Genomic DNA, 13,867 nt, shown 5'->3' with positions numbered 1-13,867 from the left:
CATGGGTCTGGCAGGCGATGTGCGACAGGTATCCCGCGGCTGGCACTGGACGCACCGCCCGTTGGTCCCGCGTTCCGCGGAAGCGCACCAGCCGGACCGGGCCCGGCGCGAGTTCCCGACCGGCTGGGCCCGAAGCCGGACGATGACCGCGGTGCGCGACGGGGTTCACCGGTTCGGGCTCGGCCCCCTGTTGCAGGCCGAGATCCGTACGCACGTCCGCGGGCTCGACGTCCTCGACCACCTCGAGCCGCCGGTCATCTTCATCGCCAACCATTCGAGCCACCTGGACACCCCGCTGCTGCTGCTCTCGCTGCCCGATGCCTGGCGCCGCCGGACCGCGGTCGCGGCGGCCGCGGACTACTTCTTCGACACCTGGTGGCGCGCCGTCGGATCCGCCGTCGTCTTCAACACGTTCCCGATCGAGCGGCGCTCCGGCTCGCTGGCCGCGACTCCGGGGCGCGTCCTCGACGACGGGTGGAACGTCGTCGTGTTCCCTGAAGGCACCCGTTCGCCGGACGGCTGGGTCGGGACGTTGCGGCCGGGTGCCGCGTACCTTGCCGCGGCACACCGGGTCCCGGTGGTCCCGGTGGCCCTGCGCGGATCCTTCGCCGCGATGCCGCGCGGCCGCGGTTGGCCCCTGCCGGGACGGCCGCCGGTCCGGGTCCGGTTCGGCCCGCCGTTGTGGGTGGGCGACGGTGAGCCGGCCCGCGATTTCGCGCGTCGGATGTCCGCCTCGTTGGCCCAGCTGCTCGATGAGGACGCGTCGACCTGGTGGGACGCCGCCCGCCGGGCCGCCGATGGGACGACCCCGGCAGCTTCCGGTCCGCCGGTCGCAAAGTGGCGGCGGACGTGGGAGAGCTCAACCCCCCCGGCGATCCCGGTCCGACGCGGGGCCTGGAAAGGCTGACCCGGGACCCGCTAGGTGCAGCCCTCGGTGCCGACGGCGGAAGTTGCGGTCGCCCCGGCGTTCGCATCGGCGGCGACCTCGGCCGCGGTCAGCGCGTAGCCGGTCTGCGGATCCGTGGTCGAGGTTGCGAACACGACGCCGTAGACCCGACCGTCGGGTGCGAGCACCGGCCCCCCACTGTTGCCGGGCCGGACTTGGGCGCGCAGCACGTAGACGTGCCGGGTGACCGTGCGGTTGTCGTAGATGTTCGGCCCGCTGACCGGTTCCTCTCCGCGGACTCGGGCCGCGGTGGCGGTGAAGCCACCGTTCTCCGGGTATCCCGCCGCCTCCGCCGAGTCACCGGTGCTTGCCCGCCCGGCGAAGGCCAGCGCGTGCCGGGACAGGCCGGGCACCTCGAGGACGGCAATGTCGACGTTCGGGTCGTAGAGGACGACGGTGGCCGGCAGGTCGAGACCGGAGCCGGAGCCGTCCGCCACGATGTGCACCTCCCGGCTGCCGGCCACCACGTGGGCGTTGGTGAGCACATGGTCGCCCGAATAGACGAAGCCGCTGCCCTCCGTCTGCTGGCTGCACTCCGGCTCCAGTGCGACGATCTTCACGATGCTCGGGGCCTCCGCCCGTAGCACCGCAGGCGGGACGGCACCGTTCACCGGTGGTGGCACGGGCGGCGCGCTGGGCGGGGTCAGGCCGACGAAGATCGACTGCCCCTGTTGCTCGAACAGTCGTAAATAGGTGGAGAAGTCGAGGTAGAGGTGGCTGGGCACTATCGCGTCGACCGCCGTGAGGATCCGTGACCGCTGCACCTGCCGCGCCAGGGTGGTGAACGGCGAGCGTTCCGCGGCATAGCCGATCACCCACGCGACGAAGAGCAGCGCGAAGACGGAAAGCGCCGCACCCCCGATCCCGTCCAGGGTTCGCAGCGGCGTGAACCTTATCGCCTTCCGGGCGGTCGCTGCCGCGTGTGCCAGCACCTCCTGTAGGAGCACGGCGAAGAAGACCACGACGGCGAGCCCGAGGACCGCTGCCGCGCGACCGGAGGTGAAGGCGTTCGCGATCGGTCCGGCGACCCGGGTGCCGAGCAGCGCCCCACCGATCAGACCGATCAGGGATCCGGCACCGACGAGCAATCCGCGTCGGTAACCGCGGACCGCCGAGAGCAGGATCAGGCCGAGCAGGATCAGGTCGAGAAGGTCGCCCCTCATCGCCCTCCTGCCGGCTGCCGGGTCACGGCGCTCGTCCAGCCGTGGCCCACGCTGGCACTCTCCTGTCCTAGTCCGCTCGATATCGTGCCTGGCGATCCGGAGCGGGTGCAAACCGGGGGCCGTATCCACAACCCCGCCGGGTGGCCGGGGATCCACAGTCCGGCGTCGGGTCGTTGCCCCCGGACGGGTCGCGGACCACCCTGCTCGGATGGTCGATCTCGCAGCCCCGGGCCCGGCCACGCTGGCGCTGCTCGAACCGGCGGACGTGATCGCCGCGGTTCCGTACCTCCTCGGGTATCGCCCGGATCGCAGCGTGATCGTCCTGGCGCTCAGCCGACTGCCCTCCGCGGCCGGCGCGCCACCACGGTCGCGCCTGCGGTCGGTGTCACGCACCGACATTCCGGCCGCGGCGGACGCCGCAACGGTCGCCCGCGAGCTGGTCGCCGAATCGGCCGCCGAAGGCGTGGCCGAGGTCGTCGTGGTCGTCTTCGGACGGGCGCCGGCGACGCTCTGGCCGTGCCTGGAGGCGGAGTTGGCTGCCCGCCGCATCGGCATCCGGGACGCGTTGCGGGTCGAGGCCGGGCGATGGTGGTCCCATTTGTGTGCCGACCCGGCGTGCTGTCCGCCCGATGGCACCCCGGTTCTTGAACCGACCGTCCCCGGCGGGCCGGCCCGGGTGGCCGCGACGCTGGTGGCGGCCGGGTTGGCGGTCCTGCCCAGCCGGCAGGCTCTGTCCGATCTGGTCCGGCCGGACCGCGGGCTCGACCGGCTCCGCGTGGAGCGCGCGGTGGCGCGGGCAGGCGGGTCCGTGGGGGCTCGGCTCGCAGCGGACCCCCGGACCGCTCGGAGCCTGCGTGCCGAAACGCTCGCCTTGCTCGGGGCCACCGTGCGCGGTCATCTCACGCCGGGCGGTGCCGGGCCGCTCCCGGTCGCCACCGTGGCCCGCTTGGTCGTGGGCGTTCACCACCCCGCGGTCTTCGACCGGTGCGGACGCGGACCGGAATGGACTGCGGGTCGCCGCGGGGCGGCCGGCCTCGCCGTTTGGGCGGAGCTGCTCCGGCGGGCGCCGGCCGGCTGGTCCTGCGGCCCCGGGCTCATCCTGGCTGCGGTCGCCAGCCGATACGGCGATGCGCCGTTGGCCCGCGCCGCGGCCTCGCAGGTTCGGGCCGCGGGCCCGATGGCGCCGCTGGCCGGTCGGTTGGCCCGCCTGGTCGACACCCCCTCGTCGCGGTGATGATGCGCAACTATGGCTCGCGACATCGTCACCGTGACCGACCCGGCCGACCCCCGCCTCGTCGACTTCACGACGCTGACCGACGCGGCGCTGCGCCGGCGGCGGGATCCGCGGGAGGGTCTGTTCATCGCGTAAGGCGAGCGGGTCCGGATACCGATGGCTCCGGGGGTGGACTCGCTCAACTTGGCCGCCGCGGCGGCGATCGCCGCCTACGCCTTCGGCCGGAGGTGACCGGCCGGGCGAACAGCGGATGCATGCAGGCATTACGGTTCCTGCGTGCGCCTCGTCGTCGTCCGGGAGACCGCTGCCGGTGAGCGGCGCGTCGCGGCCGTCCCGGACACGGTGAGCAAGCTGGCCGCGGCCGGTTACGAGGTGCACATCGAGGCCGGTGCCGGCATCGGTGCCCTCGTCCCGGATGATGCCTTCGCCGCGGCCGGAGCGGTGGTGTCCGGCGACCTCGATGGCCTGCTCGGCGGCGCCGAGGTCCTCCTCGCGGTGGGACCGCCCAGCCTCGAGGCCGTCCGGAGGCTCCGAACCGGCGCGGTCGTCGTCAGCTTCCTTCCGCCGGCCGGGCACCGCGACCTGCTGGACGCACTTTCGGCACGTGCGGCCACGGTATTCGGGCTCGAGTTGGTGCCCCGGATCAGCCGGGCGCAGAGCATGGACGCGCTGTCGTCGCAGGCGCTGGCCGGTGGCTACCGCGCGGTCCTCGTGGCCGCGACCCGGCTGCCGAAGTTCTTCCCGATGTTCATGACCGCCGCCGGAACCGTGCCGCCGGCCCGGGTCCTCGTCCTCGGCGCGGGGGTCGCCGGACTCCAGGCGATCGCGACCGCTCGGCGGCTCGGCGCGGTCGTCGAGGCCTACGACGTCCGGCCGGCGGCCGGTGACGAGGTGCGCAGCCTCGGTGCCACTTTCCTCGAGCTTCCGTTGGAGAGCCAGGAAGGAGCCGGTGGCTATGCCCGGGTCCAGTCCGAGGATTTCCTCGCCAAGCAGCGCGAGCTCCTGGCGGCGCGGGTCGCCGCCGCCGACGTCGTGGTCACGACCGCGGCCGTCCCCGGGCGTCCGGCCCCGGTCCTTGTGACGACCTCCATGGTCGAGGGCATGAGATTGGGGTCGATAATTGTCGATCTCGCCGCCGACAGCGGCGGCAACTGCGAGCTCACCCGAGCCGGCGAGGACGTCGAGCACAGCGGCGTCACCGTCATCGGACTGCGCAACGCGCCGAGCCAACTGGCCGCGCACGCCAGCGCGATGTTCGCCCGCAATGTCGCCAACCTTGTGCTGCTGATGACGCGGGACGGCCGGTTGGAACCGGACTTCGACGACGAGATCGTTACCGGCTGCTGCCTGGTCCGGTCCGGCACCATCGTGCACGCGGCCGCCCTAGAGGCCTCGGCCGGGGGGGAGGGGCGATGAGGAGCCTGGCAGCGGTAGGGGTTACCGGCGAGGGCGGGCTGGCGCTGCTCACGATCTTCATCCTGTCCGTCGTCGTCGGCTTCGAAGTCATCTCGAAGGTGTCGAGCATCCTGCACACGCCTCTGATGTCCGGCGCGAACGCGATCCACGGGGTGATCCTGATCGGCTCGATGCTGATCCTTGGCTTCGCCACCGACGGGCCCGAGATCGGCCTGGGTGTCGCGGCGGTGATCCTGGCGACTGTGAATGTTGTTGGCGGCTTCGTCGTCACGGACCGGATGTTGGAGATGTTCAAGAGCCGAAGTTCGCGCGGCCGCGACCGACAGGGGTCGGCGTGACGGCGCGCATCGACGCGATCCGGCTCGGGTACCTATTCGCGGCGGTCTGCTTCATCGTCGCCCTAAAGGGCTTGTCCTCGCCCCGCTCCGCCCGGGCCGGCAATCTGGTTGGCGCCTTCGGCATGGTGGTCGCCACGATCGCCACTTTCTTCGTCCCCGGCCTGCACCGGATCGGTCTGATTGTCGGGTGTGTCGCCGTCGGCACCGTGATCGGCGTGCCCGCCGCGCGCTCGGTCAAGATGACCGCGATCCCGCAGATGGTCGCCGCCTTCAACGGGGTCGGCGGCGGCGCGGCGGCGCTGGTCTCGATTGCCGATTTCGTGCGGATCGGCGGTGGCCCGGCGGTCGGCACCGCGCTCGCCGTGGTATTCAGCACGGCGGTCGGGTGCGTCTCGTTCACCGGCAGCGTCCTGACCTTCGCCAAGCTTCAGGAGCTCATGACCGGCCGGCCGGTGACGATCCCGGGTGGCAGATACATCAACTCGGCTGTTGCGGCCGTGGTGCTCGTGCTGTTGGTCGTCGTGCTGGTGACGGGGAGCACACCGGCCCTCGCCATCCTGGCGGTTGCCGCGCTCGTGCTCGGCGTGCTGTTCGTCCTGCCGGTCGGCGGGGCCGACGTGCCGGTCGTGATCAGCCTGCTCAACTCGTTCACCGGGCTCGCCGTCGCGGCCTCGGGTGCGGTCCTGCACAACACCCTGTTACTCGTCGCGGGGACCCTCGTCGGTGCATCCGGAACGGTCCTCACCCGGCTGATGAGCCAGGCCATGGGGCGCTCGCTCCCGAACATCCTGTTCGGGTCGTTCACCGCGAGCGGGACATCTGTGGCGCTGGCCGCGGGCGCCGGCGACCGGGCGGTGCGGACGGGTTCGGTCGATGACGTCGCGGTCCTGCTTGCCTACTCGCGCCGGGTCGTGATCGTCCCGGGCTACGGGCTGGCGGTCGCCCAGGCCCAGCACACGATCCGCGAACTAGCCGAGCTGCTCGAAGCCAGGGGCGCCGCGGTCGCCTACGCCATTCACCCGGTGGCCGGTCGGATGCCGGGCCACATGAACGTTCTGCTCGCCGAGGCGAATGTCCCCTACGAGCACCTCAAAGAGATGGATGAGATCAACCCGACGTTTCCACAGACCGACGTCGTGCTGGTCGTCGGCGCCAACGACGTCGTGAACCCGGCGGCGCGGGACTCGCCCGGCAGCCCGATCTACGGGATGCCGATCCTCGACGTCGATGCGGCGACGAACGTCGTGTTCATGAAGCGGAGCATGCGCCCGGGTTTTGCCGGGATCGACAACGAGCTGCTCTACAACGCCAAGACCACGATGCTGTTCGGGGACGCCAAGGACACCCTGACGGCGCTGGTCGCCGCGGTGAAGAGCGCCTAGTCGCCATGTCCGCCGGTCGGCTCCGGAGGGACCCCCGTTCGGCCGTATCGACCCGGCTCGGGTCGGTCGAAGTTCAAGGGGTCGGTTCGCAACTAGGCCCCCGGACCCAAACCAGTCGCTACGAGCGACACGACGCCGTGAGGCGACCTAACGGGCCGACCGAGGGGGACCCTGGCTACCCTGCCGGGGTCCCCCTCGTCCGTGCCGGCAGGAGATCTCCGGCCGGTGCCTAAGTTCACGGTATGCGAGCTGACCGAGGCGCTCTTTTCGTCCTGATCGGCGCGGCGCTGGCCCTGGCCGTGCCGCCTGGAGCCGGAGCGAGCGGCGCCGGGCCCACCTCGGATCGACTACGGGCGGTGAACGTCGTCCCGCCGGGTGAATCCGGGCTGGACACCCTGCCGAGCTTCACGGCGGCGACCACGGGGGTCGCCCCGACGTACGGTCCGCACACCCAGGATCAGCTGCCGCTCTACACCGGCTGGACCTACAAGTCGATGCAGTTCCAGGGCCAGGGCGAGGGCAGCCCCGCGCCGGGCGACCCGAACGTCCTCATCTACCGGGATCCCAGCTACGGGGTGCCGACCATCACCGCGTCGAGCGAGGCCGACCTCTACTACGGGATCGGCTACGCGATGGCCCAGGATCGGCTGTTCCAGATGGAGGTCTTCCGCCATGTCGGGCACGGGACGCTCGCCCAGCTGATCGGGCCCAGCGGGTTGCCGATGGATATGGCGGTTCACCGCGCCAGCGAGGGGACCGCGCTGCTCGACGCCGAATTTTCCCGGCTCCCGTCCGCTTACCGGATCGGGCTCCAGCGATTCACCGACGGCATAAACGCATACATCCGCCAGGCCGAGACCGACGTCACGAAGCTGCCGGCCGAGTTCCTTCTGCTCAACGATTACCCGATCGCATCCTGGACGGTCGGTGACAGTCTGGGCTTCGGCGAGTACGCGGCGAGGTTTTTCGGCGAGTTCGGCGGCAGCGAGCTCGGGGCGGCGGTCACCTACCTCGATCTGGTCAACGAATACGGCCAGCCCCATGCCGAGACCATCTTCGAAGACCTCCTTCCGCTCGACGACCCGCGGGCCCCGACGTCCATCGCCGCCCAGGACGGCATCTTCCCGCGGCACGTCGGCCGTCCGGTGCCTAGCGCCTTCACCGGCTCGCGCTACGCCAACCATGACCCGTCCACGCTGCCACCCCTCGCTGACGTCGCGCCGATCGAGCGCCGGGTGGACCTGGCGGCGGCGCAGGTCACCTTGCTTCAGCGCCTGCTCGCCATTCCGCGCTGGGGCAGCAACGCGGTGATCGTCTCCGGCCGGTTGACCAAGGACCACGCGCCGATGCTCTACGGCGGGCCACAGACCGGCTGGGCGGTGCCCGGGTTCCTCTGGGAGGCCGAAGTGCATGATCCGGTGCGCGACGAGCGCGGGATCATGGTCCCCGGCATCCCGCTGTTCGTGATCGGTCGAAACGCCGACGCCGCATGGACGGTGACCTCGGCGGAGGACGCGAACTCCGACCTGTACGTGGAGCAGCTCGACGCGTCCAACACCCACTACCTCCACGACGGTCGCTGGCTTCCGATCCAGGAGCAGACCGTAACCCTCGGCTGCACCAACCCCCCGACCGACGTGACCGGGCTGCTCACGGGGCTGCCGAACCCGCAGGTTCCGCCGCTGTGCCCGCTGACGCCCACCACGATGCACCTCTACCGGACCCTGCACGGCAATGCGGTCGCCGACCCCGATTCCGATCACCATCTATACGTTCACGCATCTACCGTCGACGGTCGGATCCTCCAGTCGCTTCAGGCGTGGGACCTGGCCGGTCAGCAGCACGACGCGACCCACTTCGGGGCGGCGGTGTCCAACATGGGGTTGGGCTTCAACTTCTTCTATGTCGACGATCACGGGACGATCGGCTACTGGCACACCGGCGTGTATCCGATCGAAGCCGCCAATGCCGACCCCACCCTTCCGATGCCCGGGACCGGCGCCTACGACTGGCAGGGTTTCGAGAGCTGGCCGGCGCACCCGCATGTGGTCAATCCGTCGACCGGGTTCGTCGTCAATTGGAACGGCAAGCCGGCGGTCGGGTGGTGGTCCAAGGGTCTGTCCGGTCGGGAGGCCGGCTTCTGGGGGGACGAGTGGGAATCGGTCCCGCTAGCCGCCGATGTCGCCCGGCGGGCGCCGTTGAGCTTCGCGGAGCTCGGGCAGGTCCCCCGCGACGTCGCCTACCTCGACAACCCGGCCCGGGTGTTCCTGCCCTATCTGCGCGCGGCGCTGGCCGCGACGACGGATCCGCAGCTCGAGCAGGTTCGTGGTTATCTCGCGACCTGGGACGGCCGGCGGGACTTCGTCAACGGGACCGGCGGCTACGGGTCCCCGGCGGTCGTCTTCTTCGACCGGTGGATGGAGCACGTGCTGGCCCGCACCGAGGCACCGACGTTGCGGGGCGATTTCGCGCGCAACGCGGGACTGGACTGTTCCAGCCCACCCTGTCACTACGTCTCGGTCGACAACCTCTCGGCGCCGACGTACAAGTTCGAGGACGCGACCGAGCAGGTGCTCGTCGCCGCGCTGCGCGGGGAGACCCACTGGAACTGGCTCGGGACGGCCGGTGGCGAGCAGCACGCGCTGTACCAGGCCGCGCTCGACGCGGCCGCGGAGCTCACCAGTGCCCAAGGCTCGGACGTGGCCCACTGGAACGAGCCGGTGGAGACCGGGCAGTTCCAGGCCCAGGGAGCGATCAGCGTCCCGGCGCTGGACCCGTTGCCGAACCGCGGCAGCTATGGCCAGGTCATCGAGGCGCGGCCGACGACGGCCTCGACCCCCTCCCGGGCCGCGGGCGCCACCGGCGGCGGCACGCTCGCGGCCACGGGTGCCGGGACCATGCCGGCCGCCGGGGGGCTCGCCCTGCTCGTGCTGGCGGCCTTCGGCTGGCGCCGGCGGCGGCTCAGCGCCGGTGGCGGATCCCGCCGTGACTGAAGGTCGGTCCGGCCCCGGGTGCCAGCCGGCTGCGGGTGAGCTCGCTGGACGGGAAGAATTGGAGAAACCGGCCGTCGCGGATCGACCGGTCGACCAGAGTCTTCTCCACGACGATCGAGTTGTACTGCTCGGCCGTGGTCTCGATGGTGTTGGCATTGAGAACGACCTCGCGGCCCCAACGTTGGGCGGTGCGGCACAGCCCCGGGATCCGGCTGACCTCGGGCGTGAGGCACTCGGCCGCGATGACGTTCTCGGAACTGGCCCACAGGCCGGTCGCCGTGTGCAGCAACAGGCTCTGGTTCCCGAACACGTGCCCTGGGGTGGAGAGCAGGGCCACCCCGGGGCCGAGCAGCACGTCCCCATCGATGGGCAGCAGCCGGTCGGCGGGTAGGTCGGCGAAGGTCCGTGGCTGGTACCAGGGGAGTTGCAGTGGGTGCAGGTCCGCCATCGCCGCGAGTTCGTCGCGCTGCACGATGAGGCGGGCCCGGGGGAAGGCGGCCGGCATCGCCCGGTCCGGGCTGATGTCCGCCTGCGGTTCCGTGGTGCCGAGCCAGCGGCGCACGTCCTGGGTGTGCAGGTGGTCGAAGGCGAGGTAGTCCACGTCCGCCGGGTCCACGCCGGCCTCGCGGAGCCGGCCGAGGACGTCGCCGTGCTCGCGGACGGCGAACCGGCGCAGCCGATCCGGCATGCGCCGGGCCAGTTCGGCGAAGTAAGGGGTGTTCGCGTCGAGCTCAACGTCGCTCGGCTCCCAGAGCAGGATCCGCGGGGTGGCGTCGGACTCGGTCCAGCGCACGATCAGCATTCGGTTGGTAATGGTGAGGAACGGGGCCGGGGTGACCGCGGACCGCCACAAGCCGAACCGGGTCGGATACGGAAGCGACACCAAGTCGAAGGTGTCCACCGCGTCGGGCATCCCGGTGCTCGGGAACTCGTTGCGAAGTGCCGCGGCGAGTTCCCGGGCGCGCCGCAGCCGGGCGCCGAAGCCACCGTCCGTCTCCCCGATGCCGGCGAGGGTGTCGATCGGGGTTCCCACCCCGGGCAGGTCGCCGACCTGGGGCAGTCGCAGCGGGGGAAGGGTCGTCATCCCGCCGAGAGTCTCACGCCGGAGGTGGGGGTCAGGCGCCGGGTTGGCGCAACTCGATGCCCCGGCCGCAGCCCGCGGCGACCGTGGGACCGATGGGTACATGACCTAGCTGGCGGTAAGTGCCGCCCGCGAGGAAGCCGACTACCTACCCCTGGACGAGGTCAAGGTCGACCTGGGCCTGGTGTGACCTGCCGGGTCAAGATCGCCCGTCGAAGTCGCTTGCCGCGCAAGGAGCAACACCGGTTCTCGATGGCCGTCACGTAGATGTTCAGCCCGTCCGTGGTCAACCGAACCCGGTTGGCTAGCGGGGACGCCAGGTTGTCTATGAAGATTTGCGCGTCCCAGCCTGTACGCCACCAAACATGGAACGCGGGGACAAGCTCCGTGTCAGCGCCAAAATCCCCTCGGTCGGACCGGCATCCTTCATTGCGCCCTCAACGGTCCTCACGACGCGATCTTCTGAGAGATACCACCCGAACGCGCCTATGTATAAGTTTAGTGAGCGGGGACGAACCGGACCAGCTGCGCGCGGTGCTGCGGATGTCCTGCACGGCCATGCCGGGCGCGGCACTCGTCCTGGCCGCGGCATTCGTCCCGGCGGATGTCCGGCCAGTGCTTTGGGCCGTCGCCTTCCTGGCGGGGATGTTCGGCCCCAACCTCTTCGGCCTACGGGGCTGGCGGGTAAATCCGACCCACTTCGCCGAGCGCCACGGCCTGATCATCGTCATCGCGATCGGCGAATCGCTCGTGTCGATCGGCTTCGGAGCCCGCTCAACGCATCTGAGTGCCAGCGTCATCACGGCGGCGGTGCTCGGTCTGGTAGTTGCCGCGAGCTTCTGGCTCGCCTACTTCGACTTCGCCTCTGGAGGCATCGAACACCTGCTCGCCCAGCATCGGGCGAGGCACGGGTCGCCTTCGCCCGTGACGCGTACACGTACCTGCATCTGCCGATGGTGGCCGGGATCCTGCTCTTCGGGTTCGCGATGCGTACCACGCTCGCTCACGTCAGTAAGCATCTGCCCCTGATCCCAGCTCTTGCTCTCTGTTGCGGCTCTGCCCTATACCTGCTGGCCTTCGTGGCGCTGCGCTGGCGCGCCTCACATACCCTCGGCTACGGGCGGCCGATCGCCGGCGTCGTACTCGCCGCGCTCACGCCGGTCGCGGTATCCGTGTCCGCGCTCGTCGCCTCCGCGTGGCTCGCCCTGCATGCCTACGAGCTGATCTGGTGGCGAGCGGAGCGATCGCGTCGGCGAGCGCGCGGCCCTACAAGTCAACCGGCGACAGACCAGCCGCGTGAGCCGATCCACAGCTCGTCCCGACGTAGCCGGCGGGCGCGAACATAGCCGTCAAGCATTCGCGGGCGGGCGCTGCATCCATGCCCGGCGCTACCGTCACTTGTCTAGACACTAGACTTGGTAAGTCTAGGTGATAGACTGCTAAGGTGAAGCCGGTACCAACACGGAGGGTTCGCCAGGTTCTCACCGCAAGGGGATGCGTACTCGTTGCAACCGAAGGTTCGCATGAGAAGTGGCTGACCCCTGGCGGACTGACGAACACGATCGTGGCTGGTGACCGAGAGCAGAGCACAGGAGTGCTCCGCAACATCGAGCGGGTGTTCGCAGCCGAATTCGGACCCAAGTGGCTCCAGAAGGACCTACAGCGATGACCAAGCGCACAAAGACCGAGACGTACCGAGCAGCCGTCGAATGGGACGGGCGCTACTGGGTTGCCGTTCCCGCAGCCGGCGGTGTGACGCAGGCCCGTCGGCTCGACCAGCTCCCAAGCCGGATCGCCGAGGTGATCCACCTCATGACTGGTGACGTGGTGGATCCGAGCGACATCGATCTCGACATCGAGTACGACGAGGAGATAGGTCGCCGTGCCGCCGAGTTACGCGAGCGCCGCGCCAACCTCGAAGCGTCGGAAAAGGAGCTTGCTGCACTCACGGCTGTCACTGCCCGAGCCCTCAGAGCGCGTGGCATGAACCTGCGCGATATCGGCACCCTCACCGGCGTGTCGTACCAGAGGGTCCACCAGCTCGTCGGCTGAACCGAGTCGGCGCGCTGGTGGGATCGAGCTGAGTGGGCGTTTCAGACGAGCCGTTGCAGCCGGCGGCGTTACCACTTCGTCGAGCCGGGCACCGGCGCTACCGGAAACTTGAGCAGTCGTCCCAGGGGGACGCACGAGAGCCGGCACTCTGTTTGGTGATTCCACGGCCGGGCTGGACCTGGATGGACGTCCCGAGCTGCATAACTATGCGATCAGCGGTCGCACGCGGACTTCGGTGAGCGACCGCGTCGCGGCAGATGAGTGCGTTGATAGCTAGGCGAGGCAGGCGGAGCTGGACGAGCGGGCATGCGGGAAACCCACCGAACTGGCTGGCCGTCAATAAACGATACGTGACTGTATTGACACGTGACTGCTAGGTCACCTATGGTTACCCTATGGCGGACGACGTGGGCGACGACCGGGTCTTCCGTGCACTGGCCGACCCGACGCGGCGCCTGCTGCTCGACCGGCTCTTCGAGTGTGACGGCCGCACGCTTGGCGAGCTGGAGGCAGAGGTGCCGGCGCTGACCCGGTTCGGGGTGATGAAGCACCTCGCAACGCTCGAGCAAGCCGGGCTCGTCGTCACACGACGCGACGGTCGCCACAAGCGGCACCACCTCAACCCGGTCCCCATCCGGCTGATCGCCGACCGGTGGATCGACAAGTACCGCGCCCGGCAGCTCGACCTTCTTCTCGATCTCAAGAACCGTCTGGAGGGCACCACATGACCACCACCGAGCCGGCCGTCCCCGCCACGGCCCCGACCCCCCTGCCGCCGCGCGCAGTCGCTGGCGCCACGCAGGTGTACGTGCTCTACATCAACGCCCCGCTCGAGACCGTCTGGACGGCCATCACCGAACCCGAGCAGGTCGCCCGCTTCTTCCACGGTCAGCACTTGGAAGCCGACTACCGCGTCGGCGGCCGGATCCGCTCCTGGTCACCCGACCACAGCGAGCAGTGGGGCGACAACCTCATCGAGGAATACGACCCACCGCACCGGCTCGTCCACACTTGGAAGAGCCTCTACGACGCCGACATGGCGGCCGAACCCGCCAGCCGCGTCACCTGGGAACTCGAGGCGGCCGATGTTGACACAACAAAGCTCACTCTCGTCCATGACCGGCTCGACGACTCGCCAAAGACGGCCGCGAGCGTCGTCGGCTGGGCCTGGATCCTGAGCAACCTCAAGACCGTCCTCGAAACTGGCGCGCCACTGCCCAGTCCGCACCGAGCCTAGATATCTCCACTGTCGCGGGGGGGCG

Annotated in this window: 13 protein-coding genes; 11 read left to right on the top strand and 2 right to left on the bottom strand. The window is 70.0% G+C overall.

The features are described from left to right. Nucleotide 1: 1 nt before the first annotated feature. Nucleotides 2-907, top strand: a complete 906-nt coding sequence (locus VNG13_06790; GenBank protein HVA60227.1) for a lysophospholipid acyltransferase family protein — start codon at nt 2-4, stop codon at nt 905-907. A gap of 11 nt (nt 908-918) precedes the next feature. Here VNG13_06790 and VNG13_06785 read toward each other — a convergent pair whose 3' ends face one another. After that, on the bottom strand, nt 919-2,109 hold the full coding sequence (locus VNG13_06785; GenBank protein ID HVA60226.1) for a MarP family serine protease: 1,191 nt from the start codon (nt 2,107-2,109) through the stop codon (nt 919-921). Between the two features lie 208 nt (nt 2,110-2,317). Between VNG13_06785 and VNG13_06780 the strand changes: the two genes are divergently transcribed. The 6 genes from VNG13_06780 (at nt 2,318) to VNG13_06755 (ending at nt 9,472) form a co-directional block, all read left to right on the top strand. Next, nucleotides 2,318-3,343 carry a DUF4192 domain-containing protein gene (locus VNG13_06780; protein ID HVA60225.1) on the top strand — a complete coding sequence of 342 codons (1,026 nt, stop codon included), beginning with the start codon at nt 2,318-2,320 and terminating at the stop codon, nt 3,341-3,343. Between the two features lie 12 nt (nt 3,344-3,355). After that, nucleotides 3,356-3,478, top strand: coding sequence for a hypothetical protein (locus VNG13_06775; protein ID HVA60224.1), 123 nt, complete (start codon nt 3,356-3,358; stop codon nt 3,476-3,478). Between the two features lie 141 nt (nt 3,479-3,619). Continuing rightward, entirely contained in the window at nt 3,620-4,759 is a 1,140-nt protein-coding gene (locus tag VNG13_06770; GenBank protein HVA60223.1) for a Re/Si-specific NAD(P)(+) transhydrogenase subunit alpha, read from the top strand. Beyond that, complete coding sequence (locus tag VNG13_06765; GenBank protein HVA60222.1) at nt 4,756-5,097, top strand: NAD(P) transhydrogenase subunit alpha; 342 nt, start codon at nt 4,756-4,758, stop codon at nt 5,095-5,097. The genes VNG13_06770 and VNG13_06765 overlap by 4 nt, the downstream gene beginning before the upstream one ends. Continuing rightward, on the top strand, nt 5,094-6,479 hold the full coding sequence (locus tag VNG13_06760) for an NAD(P)(+) transhydrogenase (Re/Si-specific) subunit beta (GenBank protein HVA60221.1): 1,386 nt from the start codon (nt 5,094-5,096) through the stop codon (nt 6,477-6,479). The genes VNG13_06765 and VNG13_06760 overlap by 4 nt, the downstream gene beginning before the upstream one ends. A 242-nt stretch (nt 6,480-6,721) precedes the next feature. Further along, nucleotides 6,722-9,472, top strand: a complete 2,751-nt coding sequence (locus VNG13_06755; GenBank protein HVA60220.1) for a penicillin acylase family protein — start codon at nt 6,722-6,724, stop codon at nt 9,470-9,472. Here VNG13_06755 and VNG13_06750 read toward each other — a convergent pair. Beyond that, nucleotides 9,441-10,556, bottom strand: a complete 1,116-nt coding sequence (locus tag VNG13_06750; protein ID HVA60219.1) for a hypothetical protein — start codon at nt 10,554-10,556, stop codon at nt 9,441-9,443. The genes VNG13_06755 and VNG13_06750 overlap by 32 nt on opposite strands. 498 nt (nt 10,557-11,054) lie before the next feature. Here VNG13_06750 and VNG13_06745 point away from each other — a divergent pair, with 498 nt between their 5' ends. From VNG13_06745 to VNG13_06730, 4 genes are all read left to right on the top strand, one after another. Then, complete coding sequence (locus VNG13_06745; protein ID HVA60218.1) at nt 11,055-11,582, top strand: low temperature requirement protein A; 528 nt, start codon at nt 11,055-11,057, stop codon at nt 11,580-11,582. A 636-nt stretch (nt 11,583-12,218) separates the two neighbouring features. Next, nucleotides 12,219-12,605, top strand: a complete 387-nt coding sequence (locus VNG13_06740; protein HVA60217.1) for a hypothetical protein — start codon at nt 12,219-12,221, stop codon at nt 12,603-12,605. Between the two features lie 407 nt (nt 12,606-13,012). Continuing rightward, the gene (locus VNG13_06735) at nt 13,013-13,333 is read left to right on the top strand and encodes a helix-turn-helix domain-containing protein (GenBank protein ID HVA60216.1); all 321 of its coding nucleotides are present in this window, start codon (nt 13,013-13,015) and stop codon (nt 13,331-13,333) included. Continuing rightward, entirely contained in the window at nt 13,330-13,842 is a 513-nt protein-coding gene (locus VNG13_06730; protein HVA60215.1) for an SRPBCC family protein, read from the top strand. Before VNG13_06735 ends, VNG13_06730 begins: the two co-directional genes overlap by 4 nt. Nucleotides 13,843-13,867: the final 25 nt, after the last annotated feature.

It is taken from the genome of Mycobacteriales bacterium (assembly GCA_035533475.1).
Lineage (GTDB): Bacteria > Actinomycetota > Actinomycetes > DATLTS01 > DATLTS01 > DATLTS01.
Note: the sequence above shows the minus strand (reverse complement) of the source record. Positions and strands in the feature narration are given on the sequence as shown.

Bases quoted from the DNA above. Each gene is read 5' to 3' on its own strand.
- VNG13_06765 (HVA60222.1), top strand. From the start codon at position 4,756: ATGAGGAGCCTGGCAGCGGTAGGGGTTACCGGCGAGGGCGGGCTGGCG.
- VNG13_06780 (HVA60225.1), top strand. From the start codon at position 2,318: ATGGTCGATCTCGCAGCCCCGGGCCCGGCCACGCTGGCGCTGCTCGAA.
- VNG13_06790 (HVA60227.1), top strand. From the start codon at position 2: ATGGGTCTGGCAGGCGATGTGCGACAGGTATCCCGCGGCTGGCACTGG.
- VNG13_06730 (HVA60215.1), top strand. From the start codon at position 13,330: ATGACCACCACCGAGCCGGCCGTCCCCGCCACGGCCCCGACCCCCCTG.
- VNG13_06775 (HVA60224.1), top strand. From the start codon at position 3,356: ATGGCTCGCGACATCGTCACCGTGACCGACCCGGCCGACCCCCGCCTC.
- VNG13_06785 (HVA60226.1), bottom strand. From the start codon at position 2,109: ATGAGGGGCGACCTTCTCGACCTGATCCTGCTCGGCCTGATCCTGCTC.
- VNG13_06740 (HVA60217.1), top strand. From the start codon at position 12,219: ATGACCAAGCGCACAAAGACCGAGACGTACCGAGCAGCCGTCGAATGG.
- VNG13_06755 (HVA60220.1), top strand. From the start codon at position 6,722: ATGCGAGCTGACCGAGGCGCTCTTTTCGTCCTGATCGGCGCGGCGCTG.
- VNG13_06750 (HVA60219.1), bottom strand. From the start codon at position 10,556: ATGACGACCCTTCCCCCGCTGCGACTGCCCCAGGTCGGCGACCTGCCC.